The 23,907-nt window shown below is 68.0% G+C and carries 21 protein-coding genes and 1 pseudogene; 8 read left to right on the plus strand and 14 right to left on the minus strand.

Features of this window, described 5'->3' with window-relative positions; all coding sequences use genetic code 11:
- Positions 1-39: 39 nt before the first annotated feature.
- From ASE16_RS17510 to ASE16_RS17520, 3 genes are all read right to left on the minus strand, one after another.
- The gene (locus tag ASE16_RS17510) at positions 40-408 is read right to left on the minus strand and encodes a hypothetical protein (RefSeq protein WP_235500573.1); all 369 of its coding nucleotides are present in this window, start codon (positions 406-408) and stop codon (positions 40-42) included.
- A 127-nt stretch (positions 409-535) separates the two neighbouring features.
- A complete protein-coding gene (locus tag ASE16_RS17515) occupies positions 536-1,228 on the minus strand; it encodes an IclR family transcriptional regulator (protein WP_055898080.1) in 693 nt (230 codons plus the stop codon).
- Entirely contained in the window at positions 1,228-2,403 is a 1,176-nt protein-coding gene (locus ASE16_RS17520; protein WP_082581554.1) for an adenosylhomocysteinase, read from the minus strand. The genes ASE16_RS17515 and ASE16_RS17520 overlap by 1 nt, the downstream gene beginning before the upstream one ends.
- Before the next feature lie 189 nt (positions 2,404-2,592).
- On the opposite strand from ASE16_RS17520, the gene glsA reads away from it, so the two are divergent.
- Together glsA and ASE16_RS17530 are read left to right on the plus strand one after the other, a co-directional pair.
- Positions 2,593-3,606: a glutaminase A gene (glsA, locus tag ASE16_RS17525; protein WP_055898083.1), complete on the plus strand. Its 1,014-nt coding sequence runs from the start codon at positions 2,593-2,595 to the stop codon at positions 3,604-3,606.
- On the plus strand, positions 3,603-5,258 hold the full coding sequence (locus tag ASE16_RS17530) for an MFS transporter (protein WP_055898086.1): 1,656 nt from the start codon (positions 3,603-3,605) through the stop codon (positions 5,256-5,258). The genes glsA and ASE16_RS17530 overlap by 4 nt, the downstream gene beginning before the upstream one ends.
- Before the next feature lie 79 nt (positions 5,259-5,337).
- Here the strand turns inward: ASE16_RS17530 and ASE16_RS17535 are convergent, their stop codons facing one another.
- Genes ASE16_RS17535 through ASE16_RS17550 form a run of 4 tightly spaced genes read right to left on the minus strand, consistent with a single transcriptional unit; the run spans position 5,338 to position 7,701 of the window.
- A complete protein-coding gene (locus ASE16_RS17535; protein WP_055898088.1) occupies positions 5,338-6,102 on the minus strand; it encodes an ABC transporter permease in 765 nt (254 codons plus the stop codon).
- Positions 6,099-6,926 (minus strand): ABC transporter ATP-binding protein, encoded by an 828-nt coding sequence (locus ASE16_RS17540; protein WP_200949686.1) that lies wholly within the window; start codon positions 6,924-6,926, stop codon positions 6,099-6,101. Before ASE16_RS17540 ends, ASE16_RS17535 begins: the two co-directional genes overlap by 4 nt.
- Positions 6,923-7,315, minus strand: coding sequence for a DUF1048 domain-containing protein (locus tag ASE16_RS17545; protein ID WP_055898090.1), 393 nt, complete (start codon positions 7,313-7,315; stop codon positions 6,923-6,925). The genes ASE16_RS17540 and ASE16_RS17545 overlap by 4 nt, the downstream gene beginning before the upstream one ends.
- Before the next feature lie 2 nt (positions 7,316-7,317).
- Entirely contained in the window at positions 7,318-7,701 is a 384-nt protein-coding gene (locus ASE16_RS17550; RefSeq protein WP_055898092.1) for a PadR family transcriptional regulator, read from the minus strand.
- 138 nt (positions 7,702-7,839) lie between these two features.
- Between ASE16_RS17550 and ASE16_RS17555 the strand changes: the two genes are divergently transcribed.
- Positions 7,840-8,730 carry a hypothetical protein gene (locus ASE16_RS17555; RefSeq protein ID WP_055898094.1) on the plus strand — a complete coding sequence of 297 codons (891 nt, stop codon included), beginning with the start codon at positions 7,840-7,842 and terminating at the stop codon, positions 8,728-8,730.
- 130 nt (positions 8,731-8,860) lie between these two features.
- A complete protein-coding gene (locus ASE16_RS17560; protein ID WP_082581555.1) occupies positions 8,861-11,020 on the plus strand; it encodes an ATP-dependent Clp protease ATP-binding subunit in 2,160 nt (719 codons plus the stop codon).
- Positions 11,021-11,114: 94 nt separating this feature from the next.
- Here ASE16_RS17560 and ASE16_RS17565 read toward each other — a convergent pair whose 3' ends face one another.
- The 4 genes and pseudogenes from ASE16_RS17565 to ASE16_RS17575 all read right to left on the minus strand — a co-directional run bounded on the left by ASE16_RS17565 (position 11,115) and on the right by ASE16_RS17575 (position 15,308).
- Positions 11,115-12,791: a phospholipase C gene (locus ASE16_RS17565; RefSeq protein ID WP_055898097.1), complete on the minus strand. Its 1,677-nt coding sequence runs from the start codon at positions 12,789-12,791 to the stop codon at positions 11,115-11,117.
- Between the two features lie 62 nt (positions 12,792-12,853).
- Entirely contained in the window at positions 12,854-13,495 is a 642-nt protein-coding gene (locus ASE16_RS20180; RefSeq protein ID WP_235500575.1) for a Dyp-type peroxidase, read from the minus strand.
- A gap of 62 nt (positions 13,496-13,557) precedes the next feature.
- Positions 13,558-14,094 (minus strand): annotated as a pseudogene (locus ASE16_RS20185) (Dyp-type peroxidase); the annotation flags it as partial.
- On the minus strand, positions 14,091-15,308 hold the full coding sequence (locus tag ASE16_RS17575; protein ID WP_055898100.1) for an EfeM/EfeO family lipoprotein: 1,218 nt from the start codon (positions 15,306-15,308) through the stop codon (positions 14,091-14,093). The gene ASE16_RS17575 and the pseudogene ASE16_RS20185, both read right to left, overlap by 4 nt.
- A 192-nt stretch (positions 15,309-15,500) precedes the next feature.
- Between ASE16_RS17575 and ASE16_RS17580 the strand changes: the two genes are divergently transcribed.
- Positions 15,501-16,550: a zinc-dependent alcohol dehydrogenase family protein gene (locus ASE16_RS17580; protein ID WP_055898103.1), complete on the plus strand. Its 1,050-nt coding sequence runs from the start codon at positions 15,501-15,503 to the stop codon at positions 16,548-16,550.
- Positions 16,551-16,583: 33 nt separating this feature from the next.
- Here the strand turns inward: ASE16_RS17580 and arr are convergent, their stop codons facing one another.
- Positions 16,584-17,006, minus strand: a complete 423-nt coding sequence (gene arr / locus ASE16_RS17585) for an NAD(+)--rifampin ADP-ribosyltransferase (protein ID WP_055898106.1) — start codon at positions 17,004-17,006, stop codon at positions 16,584-16,586.
- A gap of 56 nt (positions 17,007-17,062) precedes the next feature.
- Here arr and pip point away from each other — a divergent pair, with 56 nt between their 5' ends.
- Complete coding sequence (gene pip, locus ASE16_RS17590; RefSeq protein ID WP_055898109.1) at positions 17,063-18,007, plus strand: prolyl aminopeptidase; 945 nt, start codon at positions 17,063-17,065, stop codon at positions 18,005-18,007.
- Between the two features lie 147 nt (positions 18,008-18,154).
- On the opposite strand, the gene ASE16_RS17595 is transcribed toward pip, so the two are convergent.
- Complete coding sequence (locus tag ASE16_RS17595; RefSeq protein WP_200949688.1) at positions 18,155-19,552, minus strand: APC family permease; 1,398 nt, start codon at positions 19,550-19,552, stop codon at positions 18,155-18,157.
- A 182-nt stretch (positions 19,553-19,734) separates the two neighbouring features.
- A complete protein-coding gene (locus ASE16_RS17600; RefSeq protein ID WP_055898112.1) occupies positions 19,735-20,325 on the minus strand; it encodes a nitroreductase family protein in 591 nt (196 codons plus the stop codon).
- A 481-nt stretch (positions 20,326-20,806) separates the two neighbouring features.
- Between ASE16_RS17600 and ASE16_RS17605 the strand changes: the two genes are divergently transcribed.
- Positions 20,807-22,381 (plus strand): glycosyltransferase, encoded by a 1,575-nt coding sequence (locus ASE16_RS17605; protein WP_055898115.1) that lies wholly within the window; start codon positions 20,807-20,809, stop codon positions 22,379-22,381.
- Entirely contained in the window at positions 22,374-23,891 is a 1,518-nt protein-coding gene (locus tag ASE16_RS17610; RefSeq protein WP_055898117.1) for a glycoside hydrolase family 26 protein, read from the plus strand. The genes ASE16_RS17605 and ASE16_RS17610 overlap by 8 nt, the downstream gene beginning before the upstream one ends.
- Positions 23,892-23,907: the final 16 nt, after the last annotated feature.

Genomic DNA, 23,907 nt, shown 5'->3' on the forward strand with positions numbered 1-23,907 from the left:
TGTGGGATGCGTTCTCGCGCTCGGTCGCGCACGCACGGATCAGAGAGTGTCGTCGCGGGAGCGCTTCGATCGTGAAGGCGACTCCTGCAGTGACAGCCAGAACAGGATCGCCAGCAGCCCGAAGATCGCCAGCGACGCCAGAAGATCGCCCCACTGGAACGGCACGAGCGCGCCGTCGATCGACAGCACCAGTGCGCACTCGATGAAGCCGAAGACGAGGAAGAACAGGCCGAGCAGCACGCGCGTCAGCCGGATCGACTTCCCGCGTCTGTGCAGCTCCAGCCTCCGCAGCTCCACCATGAGCGTCAGCAGCAGCAGGGGCAGGATCTGCGCGAGCGCAGCCGCCGACGCGCTGTCCATCAGCACGATATGCACATCCATCGGGTCGACCACGTCTCTATCGTGCACCCGGGCGCCCGTTCCGGTCGACCGCCCGATCCGTTCCGACGGAGAAACGCCTCCGCCCGGCTCCGATCTCCGTCCGAACGGGGATCCCGGCGGCGTGGCGTTGCAGTTCTCCGTCCGGACGGAGCGGTCAGCGCCCCTGCACCCGCCCCGAGATCACGGCGGCCGTCTCGCGAGCGGCAGCGACGACGACGGCCAGGGGATGCGCGCTGTACGAGGTGCCGATGTACGGCACGGTCAGCGTCGCGACCGTCGCTCCCGTCGCATCCCGGATCGCGGCGACCACGTCGGTCACCGCGTCCTGCACGGGGTCCGGCCGGGTCATCACGTCACCTTCGCCGTCACCGTCGCCGCGCCCGCCCGCACCGGTGAGCACGAGCCCCGCCGCCGTGTCGAGCGGGAACAGCGCGCCGACCCGCACCGCATAACCGAAGTTCGCCGGCGACTCCGCCTGGGCGATCACCCGGACGGCGTCTCCGTCGCGCACGCCGAGGTTGCAGGACTGCGACACGGCGTCCGCGAGGTCGCGCATCGGGCCCATCGCCAGCCGGATCAGCCCGCGCAGGGGCGGCTGCCGGTGCGCGAGGTCGAACAGGGCGAGCGAGACCCCGTAGAGACCGGATGCACGGTCGCGGTAGAGATAGCCGCGCCGTTCGAGAGTGGTGAGCACCCGGAAGATCTGGCTCACGCTGCGCCCGACAGCGTCAGCGATCTCGGTCTGCGATCGCTCCCCAGGCTCGCCCGCCAGATACTCCAGGATGTCGAGGGCCTTGTCGAGGGCGGGAACCGAATAGTCGGGCTGCGGAGAAGGAGACGGAGCCATCATCGATCCGCCCCGATCGCCGTCAGGAACCGCCGGGCGATCGTGCGCTCGATGTCGTCAGGCACCGGCTGCGCGCCCGCATCCAGCGTCGAGGCCGCCGTCGCGACGCGCTCCAGCGACAGCGACTGCAGCAGGAACCCGAGATCCATCGCCTCCAGCGAGTTGCCCTTCGGCTCGCGGCCGGCGAGGTTCACCATGCGACCCTCCGCCAGCAGGACGATGGACCGGCCGTCCGGCAGGTCCACCTGCTCGATCGCCGCATCCAGGGTCGTCACCGCGCTCGCCGAGGCGTAGAGGGCTGCGGTGTCGATCTCCCAGGGGAAGTGCCCGGCGTTCGCGAGCACGGCGCCGCCCGGGAGGCGGTCGATGATGTCGGGCGTCACGATGTCGGGGAAGCCTGTCGCCGTGACGAACACCTCTCCCCAGTCGGCGAGGTCCGCGAGCGGCGCCACCCGGTAGCCGTCGAGCGCCGCCTCGAACATCTTCAGCTCGTCGATCTCCGCGACGGCCACCTTGCCGCCGAATGCTCGCAGGTACTGCGCGATCCCGCGCCCGCACCAGCCGTATCCCGCCACCACGAAGCGGCGGCCAGGGATCATCAGGTTCGTGATCCTCATGATGCTCTCCACGACCGACTGACCGACGCCGTGCCGGTTCTCGCCGACCGCCTTGAGCATGCTGTCGTTGATCACAATGATCGGGAACGGCACGGAGCCGGCCAGCTCGCGCCGCAGCCGGACGCCGCCGCTCGTGGTCTCCTCCGTGCCGCCGACGACCGTCTCCGCCAGGCCGGCCTCAACGATGCCGGCGGCGAGGTCTGCGCCGTTGTCGAGCAGGATGGTGGGCCGCGCCGCGATCACGGCGGCGACGTTGGCGTGATGCTCGTCGATCGTGTCGTCTCTGCGGCCGTGCACGGTCATCCCCTGCTCGCGGAGGAATGCGACGATGTCGTCCTGCGTCGAGCCGTGATTGCCCGTCGCGACGATCTCGGCCCCGCCCGCGGCGAGGACCTCGAGCAGGACGGCGGTCTTGGGCTCCAGGTGCAGCGACATCCCGATGCGGTGGCCCGCGAACGGCTGCGATGCGGCGAATTCCGTCTTGGCTGCGGCGAGGAGCGGCATCCGGGAGCGGATCCAGGCGGTGCGGGATGCTCCGCGAGCGGCGAGTTCGGACACGGGCTCAACTTTCGTAGGTGAACATGACTTTCATATAGGTTATCTCTCAATGACCGCCGGCGCGAGCGCATCCCCGCCGCAACCCGTCGCCATGTGTGTTGCGCGCACCACCGAATGGCGAAAGGATGAGCGCGACAGACCGATGCCGCTGCACCGACCGTGCGTGGCATCGCGGGGAGGGGAACCCACGTGGAACTGGATGTGGACGGAGTCGCCGAACGGGTCTCCACCGGCACTCTTCCCGGGTGGGACGATGTCGAAGCCCTGGTGCAGAAGGCTCACGAGCGCAACGCCGGTGTCACCTCGGGAACGGTCGCCGACTACATCCCGGCGCTGGCTGCCGCCGACCCTGCGCTCTTCGGCGTCTGCGTCGCCGAGGTCGACGGCGCAACGCACGGAGCGGGTGACGTCGACCACGCGTTCTCCATCCAGTCCATCTCGAAAGCGTTCGTGTACGCGCTGGTCTGCGACGAGCTGGGGCACGAGCTGGCGCTCGAACGCGTCGGAGTGAACAACACCGGACTCGCCTTCAACTCGGTGATGGCCATCGAGCTCAACGACGGGCATCCGATGAACCCGATGGTCAACGCCGGTGCGCTCGCCACGACCGCCCTCGTCCCAGGGCAGACGTCGGAAGCGCGCTGGGCGTTCATCCAGGACGGCCTGTCGCGCTTCGCCGGGCGCAGGCTGGAGCTGGACGCAGCGGTCTACGAATCGGAGACGGAGACCAACCAGCGCAACCAGGCCATCGCGCGCCTGCTCCAGAGCTACGGCAGGATCACCGCCGACCCGGCCGAGGTGGTCGACGTCTATACGCGCCAGTGCTCGCTGCTCGTGACGGCTCGCGACCTCGCAGTGATGGGCGCCACCCTCGCGGACGGCGGCGTCAATCCCGTCACGGGCGAGCGCGTGGTCTCGGCTCACGTCTGCCGCGACACGCTCTCGGTGATGGCCGCGAGCGGATTGTACGAGCGGTCGGGGGAGTGGTTGTTCGAGATCGGGATGCCCGGCAAGTCCGGCGTCGCGGGCGGCCTGGTCGCCATCGCGCCCGGCAAGGCGGGCATCGGCACATTCTCTCCCCCGTTGGATGCGGCGGGCAACAGCGTCAGGGGTCAGCGCGCGACGGCGTTCCTCTCGCGCAGCCTCGGGCTGAACCTCTTCTCGTCGGACGTGCACCACCCAGCAGAAGGACAGGACAGATGACCACAGCAGAGACGAACGCTCCGGCGATCGAGAAGGCGTCCTGGCGGCCGATGATCGCGCTGTTCTGCGCGCAGATCCTGATGTCGTTCAACGTCGCTGCGCTGCCCGTGTCGCTCGGCGGCATGGTGGACGACTTCGGCGTGCCTCCGACTACGGTCAGCACCGCGATCGTCATGTACGGCATCGCGGTCGCCGCGCTGGTGATGGTCGGTGCCAAGCTCGGGCAGCGGGTCGGCTGGGTGCTGATCTTCCGCATCGTGATCGGCCTGTTCGCCCTCGCGGAGGTGCTGATGATCTTCGCGCCGACCGTCGGCTGGGTGATCGGTGCCCAGGCGCTCGCCGGTGCGTCCGCCGCGATCATCGTGCCGGCGCTCGTCGCCCTGATCGCCGAGAACTACCGCGGAACGCAGCAGGCGACGGCCATCGGCTCGCTCGGATCGGCCAGGGCGATCTCCGGCTTCAGCGCCTTCTTCATCGGCGGCGCGCTCGGAACGCTGGTGGGCTGGCGTCCGGTGTTCGCCATCCTGGTGGTGCTGGCCGTCGTGGTGTTCATCCTCAGCTTCTCGCTGCGGTCGGATCGCGGAGACAGCAGCATCAAGATCGACATCGTCGGCGCCGTGCTGATCGGTCTCGGCATCGTGCTGCTCACGCTGGGCTTCAACAACCTGAACGCCTGGGGCATCCTCGAGGCGCGACCGGATGCGCCGTTCGACATCCTCGGGCTGTCCCCCGCCATCGTCTTCATCGTCGTCGGCATCGTGCTCGGCCAGGCGTTCTTCCTGTGGACCCGCCGCCGCACCAAGACGGGGAAGGTCCCGCTGATCGCGCTGAGTGTCCTGCGCTCGTCTCGGGAGCGCTCCGCGGTGTACGCGATGTTCATCATCGTGCTGCTCGAGGCCGCCATCAACTTCACCATCCCGCTCTACACGCAGATCGTGCAGGGGCGGACACCGTTCGACACCTCGCTGGCGATGATCCCGTTCAACCTGACGGTGTTCGTCACCGCGACACTCGTCGTGCGGTTCTACCGCAGGTACAGCCCGCGGACCATCGGCATCTTCTCCTTCGTGCTGACGACGGCGGCCCTGGTCTGGCTGTCGTTCGTCGTGACGAACAACTGGGAGACGTTCCCGACCATCCTCGGTCTGATCGTGTTCGGCGTCGGGCAGGGTGCGCTGGTCACGCTGGTGTTCAATGTGCTGGTCACCGCGTCTCCGAAGGAGCTGGCCGGCGATGTCGGCTCCGTGCGCGGTACGACGCAGAACCTCGCGTCGGCGGTCGGCACGGCCTTCGCGGGCGCCCTGCTCGTCACCATCCTCGGGCTGAACGTCGGGCAGGCCGTGATCGCGCATCCAGACCTGCCGAAGTCGCTCACGTCGCAGGTGGACCTCGACAGCGTCAACTTCGTCAGCAACGACCGTCTCCGGGAGGTCCTCTCGAAGACCGACGCCACCCCCGCCCAAGTGGATGCGGCTGTGCAGATCAACGAGGACTCCCGTCTCAACGCCCTCCGGCTCGGGCTCCTGCTGCTCGCCGGTGTGAGCGCGGTCGCGATCATCCCGGCGGTGCGCCTCCCGCGCTACCGCCCGCACGAGCTCCCCGACCCGTCTCCGACCGCATCCCCGTCTCCGTCCGCCCCCGCCGCCGACTGACAATCGAGTCCGGACTTGTGCACGCGACACCCTGGAGTGTCGCGTGCACAAGTCCGGACTCGACTGCCGATCGACGCGATCAGCTGATCTTGCGTCGGTAGATCACGATGGCGAAGCCGTAGGCGACGACGAGGATGCCGACGAGCCAGGCCAGTGCGACCCAGATGTCCGCCCCCACCGGCTGCTGTGCGAACAGTGCCCGGATGGTGTTGACGATGGAGGTCACCGGCTGGTTCTCCGCGAACCAGGCGACGGGGGCCGGCATCGTCTCCGTCGGGACGAACGCCGAGCTGATGAACGGCAGGAAGATCAGCGGGTAGCTGAAGCCGCTCGCCCCGTCCACCGTCTTCGCCGAGAGGCCGGCGATCACGGCGATCCAGGTCAGCGCGAGGGTGAACAGGATCAGGATGCCCGCGACCGCGAGCCACGCGCCGACCGACGCCCCGGTGCGGAAGCCCATGATCAGGGCGACGCCGATGACGACGGCGACGGAGACCAGGTTGGCGGCGAGCGAGGTGAGCACGTGCCCCCAGAGCACGCTCGACCGTGAGATCGGCATGGACTGGAACCGCTCGAAGATGCCGCCCTGCAGGTCGAGGAACAGCCGGTACGCGGTGTACGCGACCCCGGAGGCGATCGTGATCAGCAGGATCCCGGGGAGCATGTAGTTGACGTACGACTCGTCGGAGCCGGTGTGGATGGCGCCGCCGAGCACGTAGACGAAGAGCAGCATCAGCGCGATCGGCGTGATCACGGTGGTGATGATCGTGTCTGGGCTGCGGAGGATGTGGCGCAGCGAACGACCGGTCAGAACGCCGGTGTCGCCGAGGACGTGGGTGGTCATCGGTTTTCCTTTCCTGCGGTTTCGGTGGTGGTTTCTGTCTCGGTCTCGCCCGTCTCGCCCGTCTCGCCGACGAGCGCGAGGAACACGTCCTCGAGCGACGGCTGCTTCTCCACGTACTCGACCTTCGCGGCCGGGAGGAGCTGCTTGAGCTCGGCAAGCGTTCCGTTCTGGATGATCGTGCCCTTGTGCAGGATCGCGATGCGGTCGGCGAGCTGTTCCGCTTCGTCGAGGTACTGCGTGGTGAGCAGCACCGTGGTGCCCTGTCCTGCGAGCTGCTTGACCGTCTGCCACACCTCGATGCGCGCCTGCGGGTCGAGCCCGGTCGTCGGCTCGTCGAGGAAGATGACGGGCGGGTTGCCGATCAGGCTCATCGCGATGTCCAGGCGACGGCGCATCCCTCCGGAGTATGTCGCCGCCTTGCGGTTGCCGGCGTCGGTGAGCGAGAAGCGGGCGAGCAGGTCGTCTGCGATGCCCCCCGGGTTCTTCAGGTGGCGCAACCGGGCGACCAGGATGAGGTTCTCCCGTCCGGTGAGGACCTCATCGACTGCAGCGAACTGTCCGGTGAGGCTGATGGACTCGCGCACGTCTCCCGGCTTGGTGGCCACGTCGAAGCCGGAGACCGTCGCGCTGCCGCCATCGGCCTTCAACAGGGTCGACAGGATGCGCACCAGGGTCGTCTTGCCTGCGCCGTTCGAGCCGAGCAGGGCGAAGATGCTCCCCGCTGCCACGTCGAAGTCGACGCCGCGCAGCACGCTCAGATCTTTGAAGGACTTCTCGATGCCCTGCACCCGGATGGCCGGGGCGGGGATGGTCGTCGTGCTCATTCGTCTGTCTCCTTGTCGTCTGGAACTGCCGTGCCGCTGATCGCCGCGTCGATCGCTTTGGTGAGGCGGGCGCGCTCCTTGTCGATCCACTGGGTGCCGGAGTACGACGCCGCGAACGTCTCGGCGAACTCCACCGGGTCGTCGCCGACGATGTCGCGGACAGGCGTTCCGTCGATGGCCGCGCGTTCCCAGAGGTCGGTGTGGTCGCTGATCATCGTGACCAGCGTGTCTCCGTCTGTGATGCCGCCGTAGTACATGAAGTACCGGTTGACCGCCTTCGCCGAGCTGCGGTACGGCTCGGGGAGGGCGTCGACGCGGGCGACGGCCTGCTTGTACTGCTTCTTCTGTTCGAGCGAGCCTGTGAGGGCTTCGATCCACTTCGCAACCATTGCTACTGTCCTTCTGTCTCGGTCTGTTCGTGTGTCTGTTCGTGCGTCTGCTCGTCGGTCCGGCCCGTGCTCCTCAGCCGCTCCAGTCGTTCGGCCAGGAAGCTCCAGGTGGTCCAGAACTCCTCGAGGTACTCCCTGCCCTGGCTGTTGAGGGAGTACACCTTGCGGGGCGGGCCCTTCTCGGACGGCACCTTCTCCACATCCACGAGGCCGCGCTGCTCGATGCGGACGAGCAGGGCGTAGATGGTGCCCTCGGCGATGTCGGAGAAGCCCTGGTCCCTCAGCCACGCGGTGATCTCGTAGCCGTATGCCGACCGCCCGGCCAGGATGGCCAGGACGATGCCCTCGAGTGTTCCCTTGAGCATCTCTGTCGCTTGTTTGCCCATGGCACTCCTCCTTGCTACTCAGTGGTGCTTGGTACTGGTAGATAGTAACGCCGAGTACCGGTAGTTAGCAAGACTGAATAGCAAAGAGATTTTCGCGGCGGTGCGACGCGGAACTCGATGGCGTGGCAGTGTCGAGGCATGAGCATCGACCTGACCAGCGCCGCATCGTTCATGGCCGCGCACGCCCGCGTCCTCGACCGCCGCCGTTTCGAGGCGGCGACAGGAGGTGGAGACGCCGCCAAGCGCGCGCTCGTCGCCGCCCTCGATGGATACCGCAACGCCGACGGGGGATACGGATGGGGGCTCGAGCCCGATCTGCGGGCGACCGAGAGTCAGCCGGGAGGCGCGCAGCACGCACTCGAGGTGATCGCGGACGCCGCGCCCGTCGCGACTCCCCACCTCGGCGGCCTGCTCGACTGGCTGGATGCGGCGACGCTCCCGGACGGCGGCCTCCCGTTCGCCCTGCCGATCGCCGACATCACCGCCTGCGCGCCGTTCTGGGCGCAGGCGGACCCCACGGAGTCCTCGCTGCAGATCACCGCAGCGATCGCAGCGCGAGCGCATCGGGTGGCCAGACAGGACGCCACCGTGCTCGACCACCCCTGGCTTCAGGCCGCGACGCGTTACTGCTTCGATGCGATCGGTCGCATCGACACGGCGCCGTTCGCGTACGTGCTCTCGTTCTCGCTGCAGCTCCTGGATGCGGCAGCGGACTCCCAGCCGGAGGCGCGCGACCTGCTCGCCCACCTGGGCAGGTACGTTCCTGGCGATGGCGCCGTGCCCGTCGACGGCGGGTCGGAGGGCGAGACGCTGCACCTGCTCGACTACGCGCCGGAGCCCGGCCGTCCGGTCCGCGAGCTGCTCGACCCCGCCGCGGTCGCCCGCGACCTCGACCGGCTGGAGGGCGGTCAGCTGGCGGACGGCGGGTGGGACGTCGACTACGCCAGCTACTCGCCGGCCGCGGCGCTCGACTGGCGCGGCTATGTCACGGCGAACGCGGTGGCGGTGCTGCGGATGAACGGGCGGTAGGCCGCGCATCCGCTGGCCGTGCTCGCTCGCGCGGCCTCCTCGAAAATCGTGCTTTTTCCTGGAATACAGGGGTGCGAAACAAAGTTGAGCCTAGTAGACTCAAGTTTGCCCGACCGAGGAAAGGACACGAATGGCGAACATGCAAGGCGCGCCCTCCACTCAGGAGGAGCAGAAGAGCGCGCTCGAACAGTACGGCGTCAACCTCACGGAGATCGCCAAGAGCGGGAAGCTCGACCCGGTCATCGGCCGGGATGCGGAAATCCGTCGCGTCAGCCAGGTGCTCACGCGACGCACCAAGAACAACCCGGTGCTCATCGGCGAGCCCGGCGTCGGCAAGACGGCCGTGGTCGAAGGGCTGGCCCAGCGCATCGTCGCCGGCGACGTCGCCGACTCGCTCAAGGGGAAGCAGCTCGTCTCGCTCGACCTCTCCGCGCTCGTGGCAGGGGCCATGTATCGCGGACAGTTCGAGGAACGGCTGAAGGCCGTGCTCAAGGAGATCAACGACGCGGAGGGCGAGATCATCACCTTCGTCGACGAGCTGCACATCCTGATGGGCGCAGGCGGCGGAGAGGGCTCTGTCGCCGCCTCCAACATGCTCAAGCCGATGCTCGCCCGCGGTGAGCTGCGCCTGATCGGCGCGACGACCCTCAACGAGTACCGCGAGTTCATCGAGAAGGACGCGGCCCTGGAGCGCCGCTTCCAGCAGGTCTACGTCGGCGAGCCGAGCGTCGAGGACACCATCGCGATCCTTCGCGGGCTCAAGGGGCGCTACGAGGCGCACCACGGGGTCACGATCGAGGACTCCGCCCTGGTCGCTGCCGCCTCCCTGTCGAACAGGTACATCACCGCCAGGCAGCTGCCGGACAAGGCGATCGACCTCATCGACGAGGCCGCGAGCAGGCTCAAGATGGAGATCGACTCCGCTCCCGTCGAGATCGACACCCTCCAGCGCGTGGTCGAGCGGATGAAGCTCGAAGAGTTCGCGCTGAAGAAAGAGAAGGACGAGGCGAGCAAGGAGCGGCTGGAGCAGTTGCGCGAGCGGCTGCGTCAGCAGGAGTCCGAGCTGGCGGAGCTGCAGGAGCGGTGGCGCGCGGAGAAGGCGTCGCTGAACCGCGTCGGCGAACTGCGCTCGCAGCTGGAGGAGGCCAAGACCAAGCGCGACCTCGCGCTGCGGGACGGCCGATACCAGGAGGCGTCGCGCATCGAGTACGAGACCATCCCCGGCATCGAGCGGGAGCTCGCGGAGGCGGAGAGCGCCGAGCAGCACCCCGACCAGCCGCGCATGGTCAACGAGCAGGTCACGGCCGATGACATCGCCGCCGTGGTGGCCGCGTGGACGGGCATCCCCGTCGACAGGCTCACCCAGGGCGAGACGGAGAAGCTGCTGCACCTCGAAGGGGAGCTCGGCCGCCGCATCATCGGCCAGAAGAAGGCCGTCGCTGCTGTGGCGGATGCTGTTCGTCGCACAAGGGCCGGCATCTCCGACCCCGACCGGCCCACGGGCTCGTTCCTGTTCCTCGGGCCGACCGGCGTCGGCAAGACGGAGCTGGCGAAGGCACTCGCGGCGTTCCTGTTCGACGACGAGAAGTCGATGGTGCGCATCGACATGAGCGAGTACGGGGAGAAGTTCTCCGTGTCCAGGCTCGTCGGCGCTCCTCCCGGCTATGTCGGTTACGAGCAGGGAGGTCAGCTGACCGAGGCCGTGCGCCGTCGCCCGTACTCGGTGATCCTGCTGGACGAGGTGGAGAAGGCGCATCCCGAGGTCTTCGATGTGCTGCTGCAGGTGCTCGACGACGGTCGCCTCACCGACGGCCAGGGCCGCACGGTCGACTTCCGCAACGCCATCCTGATCCTCACCTCCAACCTCGGCAGCCAGTTCCTGGTCGACCCGACCCTGAACGACACCGAGAAGGAGGAGGCGGTGCTGCAGATGGTCCGCCAGGCCTTCAAGCCGGAGTTCGTGAACCGCCTCGACGACATCGTGGTGTTCTCGGCGCTCGACAAGGAGGAGCTCGGTGAGATCGTGGAGCTCAACATCGACCGGCTGATGCGCAGGCTGCAGGAGCGCCGCCTGGAACTGGCGGTGACCCCGGATGCTCGCCGCTGGCTCGCCGAGCGCGGCTACGACCCGATCTACGGCGCAAGGCCGCTGCGTCGCCTGATGCAGCGCGAGATCGACGACCGCCTGGCCACCGAGCTGCTGTCCGGCGAGATCCGCGACGGCGACCTCGTTCGCGTCGACCTCGCCGAAACGGGCGATCACCTCACGGTCGCACCTGTGCGGGAGTAGCGGCAACCCGCGACCATCGAGCCCAGGCTCTCACCGCACGCTCCGGCGTGACGGGTGAGGGAGCCTGGGCTCGATTGCTGCGCTCAGCCGCTGCCTATGGCTGCGTCGACCACCCGTTCCGCGGCGGCGTGGGCCAGTGCCCGCGCGTCGGCACGACGGCGGTCACGGCTCCGGTCGTCGGCGAGAGCAGCACCTCGCGCTGCTGCGGCCGGAACCAGTCGAACAGGCCGCCGAGCGATCCGGCGCGTGCGTCGAATGACGCGTCGCCGATCCGGCCGGTGAGCCAGTTGTTCTCGATGAAGCGCAGCACGGAGGTCTGATCCGTCGGCGTGTGGTCGACCTTGTTCTGCGCCGCGTACGGCGAGATCACGACGAGCGGAAGGCGCTGGCTCGGCCCGCAGCGGTCGGCGTATCCACCGGCCGTGTGCGAGACCGAGGTGCACACGGCGGAGTCGACAGCCGCATCCGCAGAGCCGTTGGTGACCTTCGGGGCGACGTGGTCGTACCAGCCGTCGGAGTCGTCATAGGCGAGCACGACCGCCGTGCTCGACCAGGAGCTCGACTTCTGGATGGCGTTGATCTCGTTGACGAGGAACCTCTGCTCGTCGATCGGATCGGAGTACGACGCGTGCCCGTCCTGCGCCTCCGGCGCCTTCAGGAACGACACCGACGGCAGGTTGTTCGACTTCAGCGCCGCGTCGAACGACGTGAGGTCGTACTGGTGGTTGGCCTGGTCGGTGTGCCCGATCGCCTTCGTCGAGGTCGGCGGAAGGTGGTGCGGGTTGGACGTGGACTTGTAGTACTGGAACGGCGAGTGGTGCGGCGAGTAGTCCTTCGGCGTCGCCCCCGCGATATTCGCCGTCACGGCGTCGCACTTCGCGTAGTGGCCTGCCGTGCCGTCCCAGGACGTGGTCGGCGTGAAGCCGCCCTGGAACCAGCCCCAGGTCACCCCGCGGTTGTTGAGCAGGTCGCCGATGTTCTTGCCCGCCATCCCGACCACGGCCGACGTCGACGTGTGGTCGTTGTCCGAGCAGTCGTCGTATGCGGGGTCGGGGTCGCCGATCACCGTGCCGACTCCGGATGCGCTGGGCGACTGAACTGCGGTGGATGCGGTCAGCGTCGCCCCTGTCTTCGGGTCGTACGCGGTGCCTCCGTGGGTCTGGCCGGAGATGAGGTTGAGCGCGCCGGGGGTCGACGGGCCGAACGTGGTGTCCCAGCTGTTGTCGCTCATGGCGTAGTTCTGGGCGTAGTTCCACAGACCGGTGACGGTGTTGCCGTCGTAGTAGTCCATGGCGAGACCTGGTGCTCCGAACTGGCCGGTGCAGGTGTCCGTCGACGTCTTCTGAACGAAGAGGTCCATCTTGCCCGCGTCGACCGCCTGCTGCTCGGCCGCGTAGCTATGGTTCTGGTCGCAGGTCACGGCCTGGGTGGATGCGAGTCGCTTCGGCGGGTACAGGTTGGGGTTGCTGGCGAGCGTGCCGGAGGTGACGAGGTTGTTCACCTTCGGTGTTCCCTTGGCGGCGGTGAAGGATGTTCCGTCCGTGTTGGCCGCGGAGGGGTACGTGCCGAAGTAGTGGTCGAACGACACGTTCTCGTCGAAGATGACGACAAGGTGCTTGATCGGCGTGAGCGTGAACGACGAGTGCGAGGTGTCCGCGGTCGCTGGCGCGACCGTCAGGAGCCCGGCGCCGACGAGAGCGACGGCGCCGACGACGGCGAGACCGGCGCGGCCCACCGTCCTGGAGCGGTGCAGACGTGATGGTCTGAACACGATTCCTTCTTCCTTTGTGTGTTGGTCGTCGGCACGGGATGCGCCGAGCTCTGTCACCGGTGTCAGGCGAGCATTCCGCTGCCCAGCCAGTCGCCGGAGTTCCGCGCGCCGGGTAACGCGAAGTAGTAGCCGCCGCCGAACGGCGAGATGTAGTCCGTCAGCGGCTCGTCGGCGAGCCGCTTCTGCACTGTCACGAACTGGCGTTCGAGGTCCTGGTTGAACGCCGTGAAGATGAGTCCCATGTCGAGGTCGCCGTTGGCGTCGAGCCCGGCGTCGTAGTTGTATGCCCGCCGGAGCATGCGCTGGTTCGCGGTGGCCGTCGTGTGCGGATTGGCGAGGCGGATGTGCGCATCCAGCTGGATGACGTCGCCCGTCGGGTCGAGCTCGTAGTGCGGGTCGTCGTGTTCGTACGAGCCGGTGAGCGGCGCCCCGGTGTCGCGGCGCCGGCCGATCATGTTCTCCTGCTCGTGCAGGTTGACTCTGTCCCAGAACTCGACGAGCATCCGGATGAGCCGCACCACGTGATAGCTCCCGCCGGCGACCCAGCCGGGCTCTGCTCCGCCTGCGCGCGCCCAGACGAGGTCGGCCATGCTCTTCGCGTCCGTGGTGGCCGGGTTGCTCGTGCCGTCCTTGAACCCCATGAGGTTGCGCGGCGTCCCGGACGGACGCGGCGGGGAGATGAAGCCGTCCTGCCGCCAGCGCACCTGCATCCCCCCCTGGTGGCGCGCGTGATCTCGCGCACAGCGTGGGTGACGGCGTCCCGGTCGTCAGCGCAGACCTGGAGCAGCAGGTCGCCGTCGCAGACCTCGCGGCGGAGCGCGTCGTTGGCGAAGTCCTCCATTGTGCGCAGGCGCGCCGGCTTGGCGCTCGCCAGCCCGAACCGCTCGTCGAACAGCGAGGCGCCGACCGAGAGGGTCACGGTGAGACTGTCGGGAACGACGGTCGGGCCGAGGATGCCGGAGTCGCGCGGCGGCGCGGTGAGCCCCGGGTCGGGCGGGGTGCCTCCCGTGGTGAGAAAAGCGGCGCGCTCGGTGACCGTCTTGAGCAGGTCCGCGAGTTCGGCCCTGTTCGCGGTCGTCGCGTCGAGTGCCACGAACGCCGCGGCCCGCTGGGGAGGAGTGAGGATGCCCTGCTGGTGCGTGCCGTGGAACGGGTAGCCGGTGCGGGCCGTCCCCGCCGCATCAGCTTGCGCGCCCGCGACTGCACCGACCCCCGCGACTGCACCGACCCCCGCGACCGCACCGGCGCCCACCGCCGCGCCCGCTGCTGCCTGCAGGAAGTCCCGCCGTCCGATCCCGCTCATGCTTCCCTCCGGATGTCGCAGATCGCCGCAACGGGAGCGAGCAGCTCCAGCGTCCCGTCCACCGCGCCGTCGACCCGCTCTCGTTCCGCGCGGCTGAGCGACGAGAGCGGACGCCAGCTGCCGTCGGCGGCCCGAAACGACTCGATCAGCTTCTGCGTCGCAGCGATCGACGCCGTGGTCGCGGTCAGCCCGTCGTAGCGGCTGCTCAGGATGCTCGTGAGCGGCGCCAGGGCGGCAGACGCGCCGCTGAGGTTGGCGTCGACCGTGGCCAGCTCTGTCCCAGATGCGGCGTCGGCGTCGCCCGTCAGCTCGAACTGCAGGGCGTTCTCGACGATCTCGTGCGCCCGCAGGCCGATGGCGCCAGGGTCGATCTCGGCGTCGGCGATCGTGGAGGCGAGCGTGGCGACCGACGCGGACAGTGCGGAGACCGCATCCGTGGCCTGCGTGGCAGGAGCACCGGACCACAGCAGGGCCTCGATGCGGTGGAACCCGGTGAGGCCGGGGTCGGTGAGCGCGGTGGTGCCCGGCGCGGGCAGGCCGTCGATGGCATCGCCGGTGTTCCCGAACGCGTCGTACGCTGCACCGAGGGTCTCATAAGTGAGGTGGGCGCTGAGCCAGTCGCGGCGTGCCGCCGCTAAGTCGCCCTCCGCGGTGTCGGCGCCGAGCTCGGCCACCTGTCGTTGCAGCACGGGGATGCGCGACGCCACCCAGGTCGTGTACGTCTTGGCCACCGGGATGAGGTCGTTCCTGGTCACAGGCACGACCCCCGGCGTGAGCTGAGCGGACGGCGGAGCCGGCCCGACCGAGACGGTTGGTCCGTGCACGGGGTCGGCGTCGGCAGGAAGACAGACGAACCGGTAGCGTCCTGCGCCGATCGTCACCCGCGCTGTGGCGTGCGCGCCTGCGCCGAGGCCCTCCAGGTCGAGGAAGACCTTCTTCGAATCGACGGCCTGCAGGTACACCTCGATCCCGGCGACCGTGTGGTTCGTCACCGTGAAGGTCTGCTCGCCGCCAGGGACGGACGCGTTCGTCGGCGCATCCTGACCACCCCAGCCTGCGCCGCAGGCGTCGGAGTCGGCCGCCACCGCGTACGACGCAGGATGCTCGCCGGCCTGCGCGCTCTGCGACCTCACCGCGACCGTGACCACCACCGCGATGACCACCAGCGCTCCGAGCGCAGCGAAGAACACTGCGAGTCTGGAGCGCTTCGACATGGACTCACGGCCTCCTGGCGGATGGGCGGGCGGGGACGGCTGAGCCGGACCGAACCGGCAGGAGCGATGTTAGGAGGGTCGCGCATCCCCTGGTCGGCGCTTCACGCGTTGTTCACCAGGCCGTCACCGTCCGTGCCCCGAACGGGGGACGGGTGTGCTCGGCGCCCCTGGGCGCGGCGTAGGCTTTCTCCCATGCTTGCAACAGTCATCCACGGTGAAAAGGACATCCGCGTCGAAGAGGTCCCCGACCCCGTGCTGTCGACCGGCGGCGACGCCATCGTGCGCGTCGTCGCTGCCTGCGTCTGCGGGTCCGACCTGTGGCCGTACCGCGGCGTCACGCCGACGCACGAGGCGCACCGCATCGGGCACGAGTTCGTCGGTGTCGTCGAGGAGGTCGGGCCGGAGGTCACGACGATCGCGCCTGGCGACTTCGTCATCGCGCCGTTCTACGACTGCGACATGACCTGCGTCAACTGCAAGAACGGTGTCAGCACCTCCTGCCTGCACGGTGGATGGTGGGGCTCCGACGACAAGCTCGGCGGGTTCGCGGACGGCGGCCAGGGCCAGAAGGTGCGCGTGCCGCACGCCGACGGTTCGCTCGTCGCGACGCCGGAGTACCCGCGCGACGAGCTGATCCCGAGCCTGCTGACGCTGTCGGATGTGATGGGCACCGGTCACCACGCCGCCGTCTCGGCCGGCGTGACGAAGGGCAGCACGGTCGTCGTCGTCGGAGACGGCGCGGTCGGGCTGTGCGCTGTGCTCGCGTCCGCTCGCCTCGGGGCATCGCGCATCGTCGCCATGTCGAGGCACGAGTCCCGCCAGGAGCTGGCGCGTGCGTTCGGCGCGACCGACATCATCGCCGAGCGCGGCGACGCCGGAGTCACGGCCGTGAAGGAACTGCTCGACGGGATCGGCGCAGACTGCGTGCTCGAGGCGGTCGGCACCAAGGAGTCGATGGACCAGGCGATCCGCTCTGCCCGCCCTGGCGGAATGGTCGGCTACGTCGGCGTGCCCAACGGCGGCCCCGAGCTGCCCGTCCGTCCGCTGTTCAACAACAACGTCGGCGTCAACGGGGGCGTCGCTCCCGTGCGCAACTACGTGGAGGAGCTGCTCCAGGACGTCTGGTCCGGCGCCATCGACCCCGGCCGCGTCTTCGACCTGGAGCTCCCGCTGTCCGAGGCGGCAGAGGCGTACGCGGCGATGGATGAGCGCCGCGCTATCAAGGTGCTCCTGCGGCCGTAAGGAGCAGACCGGTGTCGACCTACGGTTCGTTGGTCAGTTGACGATCTCGCCGCGCGATTCCGGTGGGAGTCCGGTGAGCCGGTCGCGCCACTGTTGCAGCGCTTCGGAGGTGAGCCTGGTCCAGTCGGTGACCTCGGCGATGACCCGGATGGGTTCGGCGCTGCGATACGAGCGCGTCGGGTTGCCAGGGAACTTCTTGTCTGTGACGTTCGGGTCGTCCTCGAAGCCGCCCGTCGGCTCGACGAGGTAGACCCGTGGCTCGCGATGGTCTGGCGCGAGCTCTGCGGCGAGTTCTGCCGCGAGGCCGGCGCCGTCTCGCAGCGCGGTGAAGTAGATGTGGTTCATGATGACATCGGGCCGGTAGTTGGACGGGAACCCTGGCGAGAGGAGATCCCCGGCCAGGAGATCGGCCGTGGTGCCGTGGTAGAACGGCCCTGATTCCTGCGCTGCGCTCACAGCGCCATGATACGAGGGCCGGGGCGGACCGGTAGACGATGCGGTAGCGTGCGGACATGTTCCCTGTGATCGATCCTGACGCACACGGCTGGGTGGAGAACCCGGACGGAGACAGCATCTACTGGGAGACCAGTGGCAACCCGGACGGTGTGCCCGTCGTCTGGCTGCACGGTGGTCCTGGTTCAGGGCTCGGGCAGGGCAACTACCGCAAACGATACGACCCCACGAAGTTCCGCCTCATCGGCATCGACCAGCGCGGATGCGGTCGGAGCACTCCGTCTATCGTGGATGCGCTCGACCGCCTTCCATCGAACACCACAGACGGACTCATCGCCGACCTCGAACTGGTCCGCACCGAGCTGGGCATCGACCGCTGGCTCGTGACGGGTGGTTCGTGGGGTTCCACGCTCGCGCTGGCGTACGCTCTGGCGCATCCAGAGCGGGTGATAGGGATCGTGCTCGGCGCCGTGACCACCACGGGCCGGGATGAGGTCGACTGGATCACGGAGACGATGGGACGCATCTTCCCGGAGGCGTGGGATGCGCTGGAGCGGTCGTCGAACCGCCGCCCGGGTGAGCGCGTGGTCGACGCGTACGCGCGCGTGCTCGCGACCGGCACGGTCGAGGAGCGGATCGCTGCGGCCGACGCGTGGGACGACTGGGAGTCGACCCACGTCTCACTCGACCCCAACTTCGTGCCGGGTCCGCTCCACACCGATCCGATGCAGCGGCTGGTCTTCGCGACTCTCGTCACCCACTACTGGGCGAACGACGCATTCCTGCCAGGCGACCGCGCCATCCTGAACCGTGTGGTCGAGCTCGCGCACATCCCTGCCGTATTCATCCACGGCCGCCACGACGTCAGCGGCCCGGTCATCACGCCCTGGCTGCTGCACAGGCAGTGGCCGGCCAGCCGACTGATCGTGGTCGAAGGCGAGGGGCACGGCGGCCCGGAATCGGCAGAGCGCATGGCGGAGGCGTTCAGCGGGTTCGCTCGCTGACCGCGGCGCTCGTCTCTCACGCGTCCGCACGTCCCGACGGTGAGTCCGGGGCGCCGTCGCGCTCGGCTTGCACGTCGATCGCCTGGATGATCAACTCGAAGGCTACGAGCGCGGCGATGGCGGCCAGTCCGGCCAGCAGTCCCGCCGCTACTTCACGGCCTTGTTGAACCCGGTCACCGGCTGGCCTTCGTCGAAGCCGGGGACGCTACGGCGGAACCCGCGGGTGAGTACCAGCAGGTAGACGACGCCGAGGCCCATCCAGATGCTGCCGCCGATCAGCGCATCCACGTGGAGGTTTGCCCAGAGCACGCCGGTCAGCAGCATTCCGATGGCGGGGAGCACGATGAAGGTCACGATGTCGCGTGGCGTGCGACGGCGGCCCTTGCGGATGGCGAACCAGGCGATCACCGAGATGTTCACGAAGGTGAACGCGATGAGCGCGCCGAAGTTGATGAATGCTGCGATCGTCTCCAGGGTGAATGCCGCGGCCAGCAGGCTGATGACGCCGACCAGCACGATGTTGAACGTCGGGGTGTGCGTCTTCGCGTTGATGTGACCGAAGAACCGGTTGGGCAGCACGTTGTTGCGGCCCATCACCAGGAGCATCCTGGACACGGAGGCGTGCGAGGCGAGGCCGGAGGCCAGCGTCGCGCAGAACCCGGCAGCGGTCAGCACGGCCTGCAGGGTCTGGCCGCCGACCTGGAGACCGATCTCCGGCAGCGTGCTGTCCTGGATCGCCTCTTCCGGGAACACGTGGGACGACGGGAAGCGGAGCTGCGTGAAGTAGGAGGTGATGAGGAAGATCGCGCCGCCGATGATCACCGTGAACAGGATCGCCTTCGGCATGATCTTGGGGGTCTTGGCCTCTTCGGCGTACATCGTGACCGCGTCGAATCCGATGAACGAGAAGCAGACGATCGTGGCGCCGGTCAGCACAGCGCCGAGCGTCACGCCGTCGTGCAGGAACGGCTGGACGGACGCGATGGTCCCGGCGCCCTGACCCTGGGAGAGCTGCGCGATCACCATGATCACGAACACCACCATGACCACGATCGAGAACACCAGCAGCAGCATGTTGATGTTGGAGGTGCCGCGCATCGTCAGGTAGATGATAGAGGTGACGGCCGCGCAGTAGATGACCACCCAGATCCAGCCTGGCACGCCGGGGAACAGTGCTTCGAGGTAGCTGCGGATGATGAGGCAGTTCACCATCGGCAGCAGCACGTAGTCGATCAGCGACGTCCAGCCGACCAGGAAGCCGACGTTCGGGTGGATGGACTCGCGCACGTAGGTGTATGCCGACCCGGCGCTCGGAATGGCGCCGGCCATCTTGCCGTAGCTGATGGCCGTGAACATCATCACGACGAGCGCAACCAGGTAAGCCGACGGGACGACGTTGTTCGTGTCCTTCGCGACCATGCCGAACGTGTCGAACACGACGGTCGGCGTCATGTAGCCGAGGCCGAGACCGACGATCGCCCACAGGCCGAGGTTCCGTTTGAGCTTGCCGCTCGATGCGATCGCTGGCGCGATGGGAGTCGTCATTGTCTCTCCTTCGGCGGGCGACGCTGCGACTCTGCAACGACCCGCGACACTGCTATGGCCGTCTGAGTTCGGCCATATTCCCACAGATCCGGCGCGCGTCAAACTCCGGGACAGGGCGCGGCCGATCCTGTGCGGGGTCGACCACGCCCCTCTCGTAGGGAGTCGCCGTCAGGCGTTATCCGTTACGCGTTGACGACGACGATGTCGTCCAGCGCGGCACGGGTGCGTGGTGCGAGCTCGCGCTCGCGAAGTGGGTCGGGAAGGGCGTCAGGGTCGCCGAGCACGCCGATGGCGCTGACGGAGGTGGGCACGAAGCGGTCTTCGATGCCGAAGGCGGTGCGGAGCGCCTCCCCGTCGAAGCCGCCCATCTGGTGCACGTGCAGGCCGTCGTGGTGCGCCTGGACGCTGAGGTGGGCGACGGCCTGACCGAGGTCGTACGTGGCCCAGCGGCGGTCGTTGCCCTCGGCATCCTTCACCTCGGCGAATGCGACGATGAGTGCGCTCGCCGATCCTGCCCACGCCTGGTTGAACCCCATCAGGGTCGCGGCGATGGTGTCGAACTCGGTGGTTCCGCGGCGGGCGACGACGAAACGCCACGGCTGCGTGTTGCTCGCGGACGGCGACCAGCGGGCGGCCTCCAGCGCGGCGGTCAGCGCGGTTTCGGGGACGACGGCGCTCGGGTCGAAGGCGCGGGGGCTCCAGCGCTCTGCGAGGGCGGGGATGATGGGTGCCGCGGTGACGGCGGCGCGCGAGTTCAGCTCGGCGATGGACATGGCTCTCCTGGTGGTTCGAACGACATGGAAGCGCGTGGCTCCATTGCCAAGCTATAACCATGCAAACACATTCAGCGTGGGAGTATTCCGACCCCCGGAAAATGAACCGTTTGTTACAGGTGTGTTAATTCTCCCCGGCTTGCGCCCGTCCGTTTTCTACCCGCATCCGGGGTACAAATCACATCGCCATCCCTGCGCACCGCGGTCGACGGGATGCGCAGCATCACTCTGAACGATTTCTCAGTTGACCGGCCTTTCCGCCTCCCCCGAACGGGGGTGTGTCCGTCATTCTGCCGACAGCCGGATCGTGTCCGCGTGTCGGCGGACAGGGGCGGGACGGGGCACACCGTCCCCCGTCGCCCGCTGCCCGGAAACGTCACTTGCGGCGCGCGAAACGTCCCGGCTAGAACTTGATCAACCCGACCGCCCAGATCCCCAGTGACGTGGATGACACCCCCTGTATCTCTGCGAGGTCCCGTCCATGTTCATCTTCATTCTGCAAATCCGGCACATGCTGGAGGGGCATCCCGAGTTCTATCTGTTCGCCGTCTACTCGGCCTTCATCTGGGTCATCTGGCTCATCAAGGTGGCCGTCTCCCGCCGCTACCGCCCGTACACCGAGGACTTCGAGGTATCGACCAGCGTCGTCGTCCCCGTGGTGGACGAACCGCTCGATCTGTTCCGCGACGTCATCGGCCGCATGGTCGAGCAGAAGCCGGGCGAGATCATCGTCGTCATCAACGGCGCCCCGAACCCCGGCCTCGTCGAGGTCTGCGAGGAGTTCGCGCCGCTGGTGCGCTGGGTGCACACCCCCATCCCCGGCAAGCGCAACGCCGTGATGATCGGCACCAGGATGTCCACGGGCGACATCACCGTGCTGGTCGACTCCGACACCGTCTGGACGGAGAACACGCTCTCCGAGCTGGTGAAGCCGTTCAAGGACGAGCGCGTCGGCGGCGTCACCACCAAGCAGCGCATCCTGGAGCCGGAGCGGAGCTGGATCACCCGGTGGGCGGACTGGCTGGAGAACTCACGCGCCCTGTACTCGATGCCGGCGCAGAGCGTCGTCGGGCAGATCGGCTGCCTTCCCGGCCGCACCATCGCGTTCCGGCGGTCGATCCTGATGCGCGTCATGGACAAGTTCATGAACGAGAAGTTCCTCGGCGTCTTTCTCGAGGTCTCGGACGACCGGACGCTCACGAACCTCACCCTCAAGGAGGGCTACCGCACCGTGTACCAGCACACCAGCCTGGTCTACACGGATGCGCCGCTCAAGGTGAAGAAGCTGTTCAAGCAGCAGCTCCGCTGGGCTCGCGGCAGCCAGTACAACACGCTCAGGATGCTGCCCTGGATGCTCGGCCACGCCCCGCTGCTGGCGTTCTTCTTCATCACCGACATCATCCTGCCGTTCGTGCTCGCCGGGGTCCTCGGCGGCTGGGTCTACCGCTCGATCACGGGTGAGGGCTACAACTTCTACGCCGGCTTCCTCAAGGCGTACGGCGTGCAGGGCGGAGTGCTCACGGTCGTCGCGCTGATGGTCGCCTCCTCCGTCATCAGCATGTCGATCCGTCAGATCCGGCACCTTTCAGAGAAGCCGTCCGACTTCTTCCGCCTTCCGGTGTTCATCATCGTCTCCACGTTCTTCCTCATGCCGATCCGCCTGCTCGGGTTCTTCCGCATGGCGCACGCCAGTGGCTGGGGCACCCGCTCCGGCGCATACTCCGGCGGACCGAACGAGATCAGCAGCGACGACGAGATCGCCCTGGCCCAGGCGCGGGATGCGCAGCAACTGGATGCGCAGGCACTGGATGCGCCTACCCGGGCCGAGCAGCTCCCCGACGCGGTCGGCGGCTTGACAACCACGACCGCCCTGAGCACCACGACCGCATTGGCCACCCGCGCAGAGACCCGCGCGGCCACCAAGACCACCACCAAGATCACCAAGACCCAGACCAAGACCGCTCGCGCCGAGCGGCGTCGGCTCAACCCGTACGCCGCCATCCCGTACCTGATCGGTATCGCGATCCTGACCATGGAGGCCCTGTTCCTTGTCTAGCCAAGCAGCCCACTGGTGGGCGCAGACCAAGTCGCGCTCCCTCATGACCACCGCCGCCTTCGTCGTGCTGAGCCTCGTGCTCGGCGGCATCTCCTACTACGTCTGGTCGTCCCCGACGAGCACGGTCCGCACCGTGGTCGACGCCGCGGCCACCGCCGTCAACCCGCTCGCGGCGCAGAACGCGAGCCTGCAGAAGAACCTGAGCACCGCGAAGAAGACCATCGCGACGCAGAACGGCAAACTCTCCTCCCTGCAGCAGCAGGCGCTCGCCGCGCAGGCGTCGACCGCGAAGCAGCTCGCCTCCGCGCAGCAGCGCGCCGTCACGGCGGAGAAGGCGCTCGCCCAGGCGAAGGCCCAGCTCGCCAGCGCGAACGGCGCCCTCTCGGCCAACGCAGCAGCCAAGAGCGGCGCGTCCGGTGGCAAGGCAGGAACCGGGGGAGGCACCAGCACCGGAGGCAACGGAAACGGCGGTAACGGCAACGGAGGCGACGGCGGAAACATCGCGCCGGAGCCCACCCCGATCACCGCGCCGAGCAAGGCGGAGCTGCTGCAGCCGGCCAGCCGCTACTACGGGATGTACACCGAGCAGGCCCCGTTCAACTGGGCGACGTTCGACGCGACCAGCGCGAAGGTCGGCGTGCAGCCCAACCTCGTCGGCTACTTCAGCGGCTGGGACGAGACGTTCCGCGCCAGCGCCGTCACCCGCGCCTGGCAGCAGGGCAGGCTGCCGATGATGACCTGGGAGTCCAGGCCCATCTCGGCGGGCAACGACTCGGTGGATGCGCCGGAGTACTCGCTCCCGAAGATCATCGGAGGCGACTTCGACGCCTACCTGCACCAGTACGCCAAGGACATCGTGGCGACCGGCCTGCCGCTGGCCATCCGTCTCGACCACGAGATGAACGGCGTCTGGTACCCGTGGGCGGAGACCGACGGCAAGGGCAACTCGATCAACGGCAACAGCCCCGGCGACTACGTGAAGATGTGGAAGCACGTCCACGACGTCTTCCAGGAGGAGGGCGCGAACGACCTGGTGATCTGGGTGTGGGCGCCGAACATCGTCAACAATCTCCCAGCGCAGCACAAGGTCGACGGCTACCTTCCCTCGCTCTACCCCGGCGACGACTACGTCGACTGGGTCGGACTGTCCGGCTACCTGCGGCCGCCGTACAAGGCGGACCAGAGCTTCACGTTCGATTACACCTTCACTCCGAGCTTGAACCAGCTCAGGGCCATCACGAAGAAGCCGATCGTCCTCGCGGAGGTGGGGGCGTCGGAGACGCAGGGCCATAAGACGGCCTGGGTCACCGACTTCTTCAACGCCTTCTCCAAGCCGGAGAACGACGACATCATCGGGTTCTCCTGGTTCAACCTCGCCGTGACGAGCTACGTCGAGGGGGTCAGAGCGACGAACGACTGGCGCATCGACTCCCGCGCAGACACGCTCTCCGCGTTCATCTCCGGGATCACGCGCCCGGAGGACCACTTCACGCTCACCCCGGCGCAATGACCTCAGCGAACATCCC

It is taken from the genome of Leifsonia sp. Root227, from assembly GCF_001428745.1.
Lineage (GTDB): Bacteria > Actinomycetota > Actinomycetes > Actinomycetales > Microbacteriaceae > Leifsonia.

Coding starts and splice junctions, on each gene's coding strand:
- ASE16_RS17515 (WP_055898080.1), bottom strand. CDS start 1,228: ATGGCTCCGTCTCCTTCTCCGCAGCCCGACTATTCGGTTCCCGCCCTC.
- ASE16_RS17530 (WP_055898086.1), top strand. CDS start 3,603: ATGACCACAGCAGAGACGAACGCTCCGGCGATCGAGAAGGCGTCCTGG.
- ASE16_RS17535 (WP_055898088.1), bottom strand. CDS start 6,102: ATGACCACCCACGTCCTCGGCGACACCGGCGTTCTGACCGGTCGTTCG.
- ASE16_RS17540 (WP_200949686.1), bottom strand. CDS start 6,926: ATGAGCACGACGACCATCCCCGCCCCGGCCATCCGGGTGCAGGGCATC.
- ASE16_RS17545 (WP_055898090.1), bottom strand. CDS start 7,315: ATGGTTGCGAAGTGGATCGAAGCCCTCACAGGCTCGCTCGAACAGAAG.
- ASE16_RS17550 (WP_055898092.1), bottom strand. CDS start 7,701: ATGGGCAAACAAGCGACAGAGATGCTCAAGGGAACACTCGAGGGCATC.
- ASE16_RS17555 (WP_055898094.1), top strand. CDS start 7,840: ATGAGCATCGACCTGACCAGCGCCGCATCGTTCATGGCCGCGCACGCC.
- ASE16_RS17560 (WP_082581555.1), top strand. CDS start 8,861: ATGGCGAACATGCAAGGCGCGCCCTCCACTCAGGAGGAGCAGAAGAGC.
- ASE16_RS17575 (WP_055898100.1), bottom strand. CDS start 15,308: ATGTCGAAGCGCTCCAGACTCGCAGTGTTCTTCGCTGCGCTCGGAGCG.
- ASE16_RS17580 (WP_055898103.1), top strand. CDS start 15,501: ATGCTTGCAACAGTCATCCACGGTGAAAAGGACATCCGCGTCGAAGAG.
- pip (WP_055898109.1), top strand. CDS start 17,063: ATGTTCCCTGTGATCGATCCTGACGCACACGGCTGGGTGGAGAACCCG.
- ASE16_RS17595 (WP_200949688.1), bottom strand. CDS start 19,552: ATGACGACTCCCATCGCGCCAGCGATCGCATCGAGCGGCAAGCTCAAA.
- ASE16_RS17600 (WP_055898112.1), bottom strand. CDS start 20,325: ATGTCCATCGCCGAGCTGAACTCGCGCGCCGCCGTCACCGCGGCACCC.
- ASE16_RS17605 (WP_055898115.1), top strand. CDS start 20,807: ATGTTCATCTTCATTCTGCAAATCCGGCACATGCTGGAGGGGCATCCC.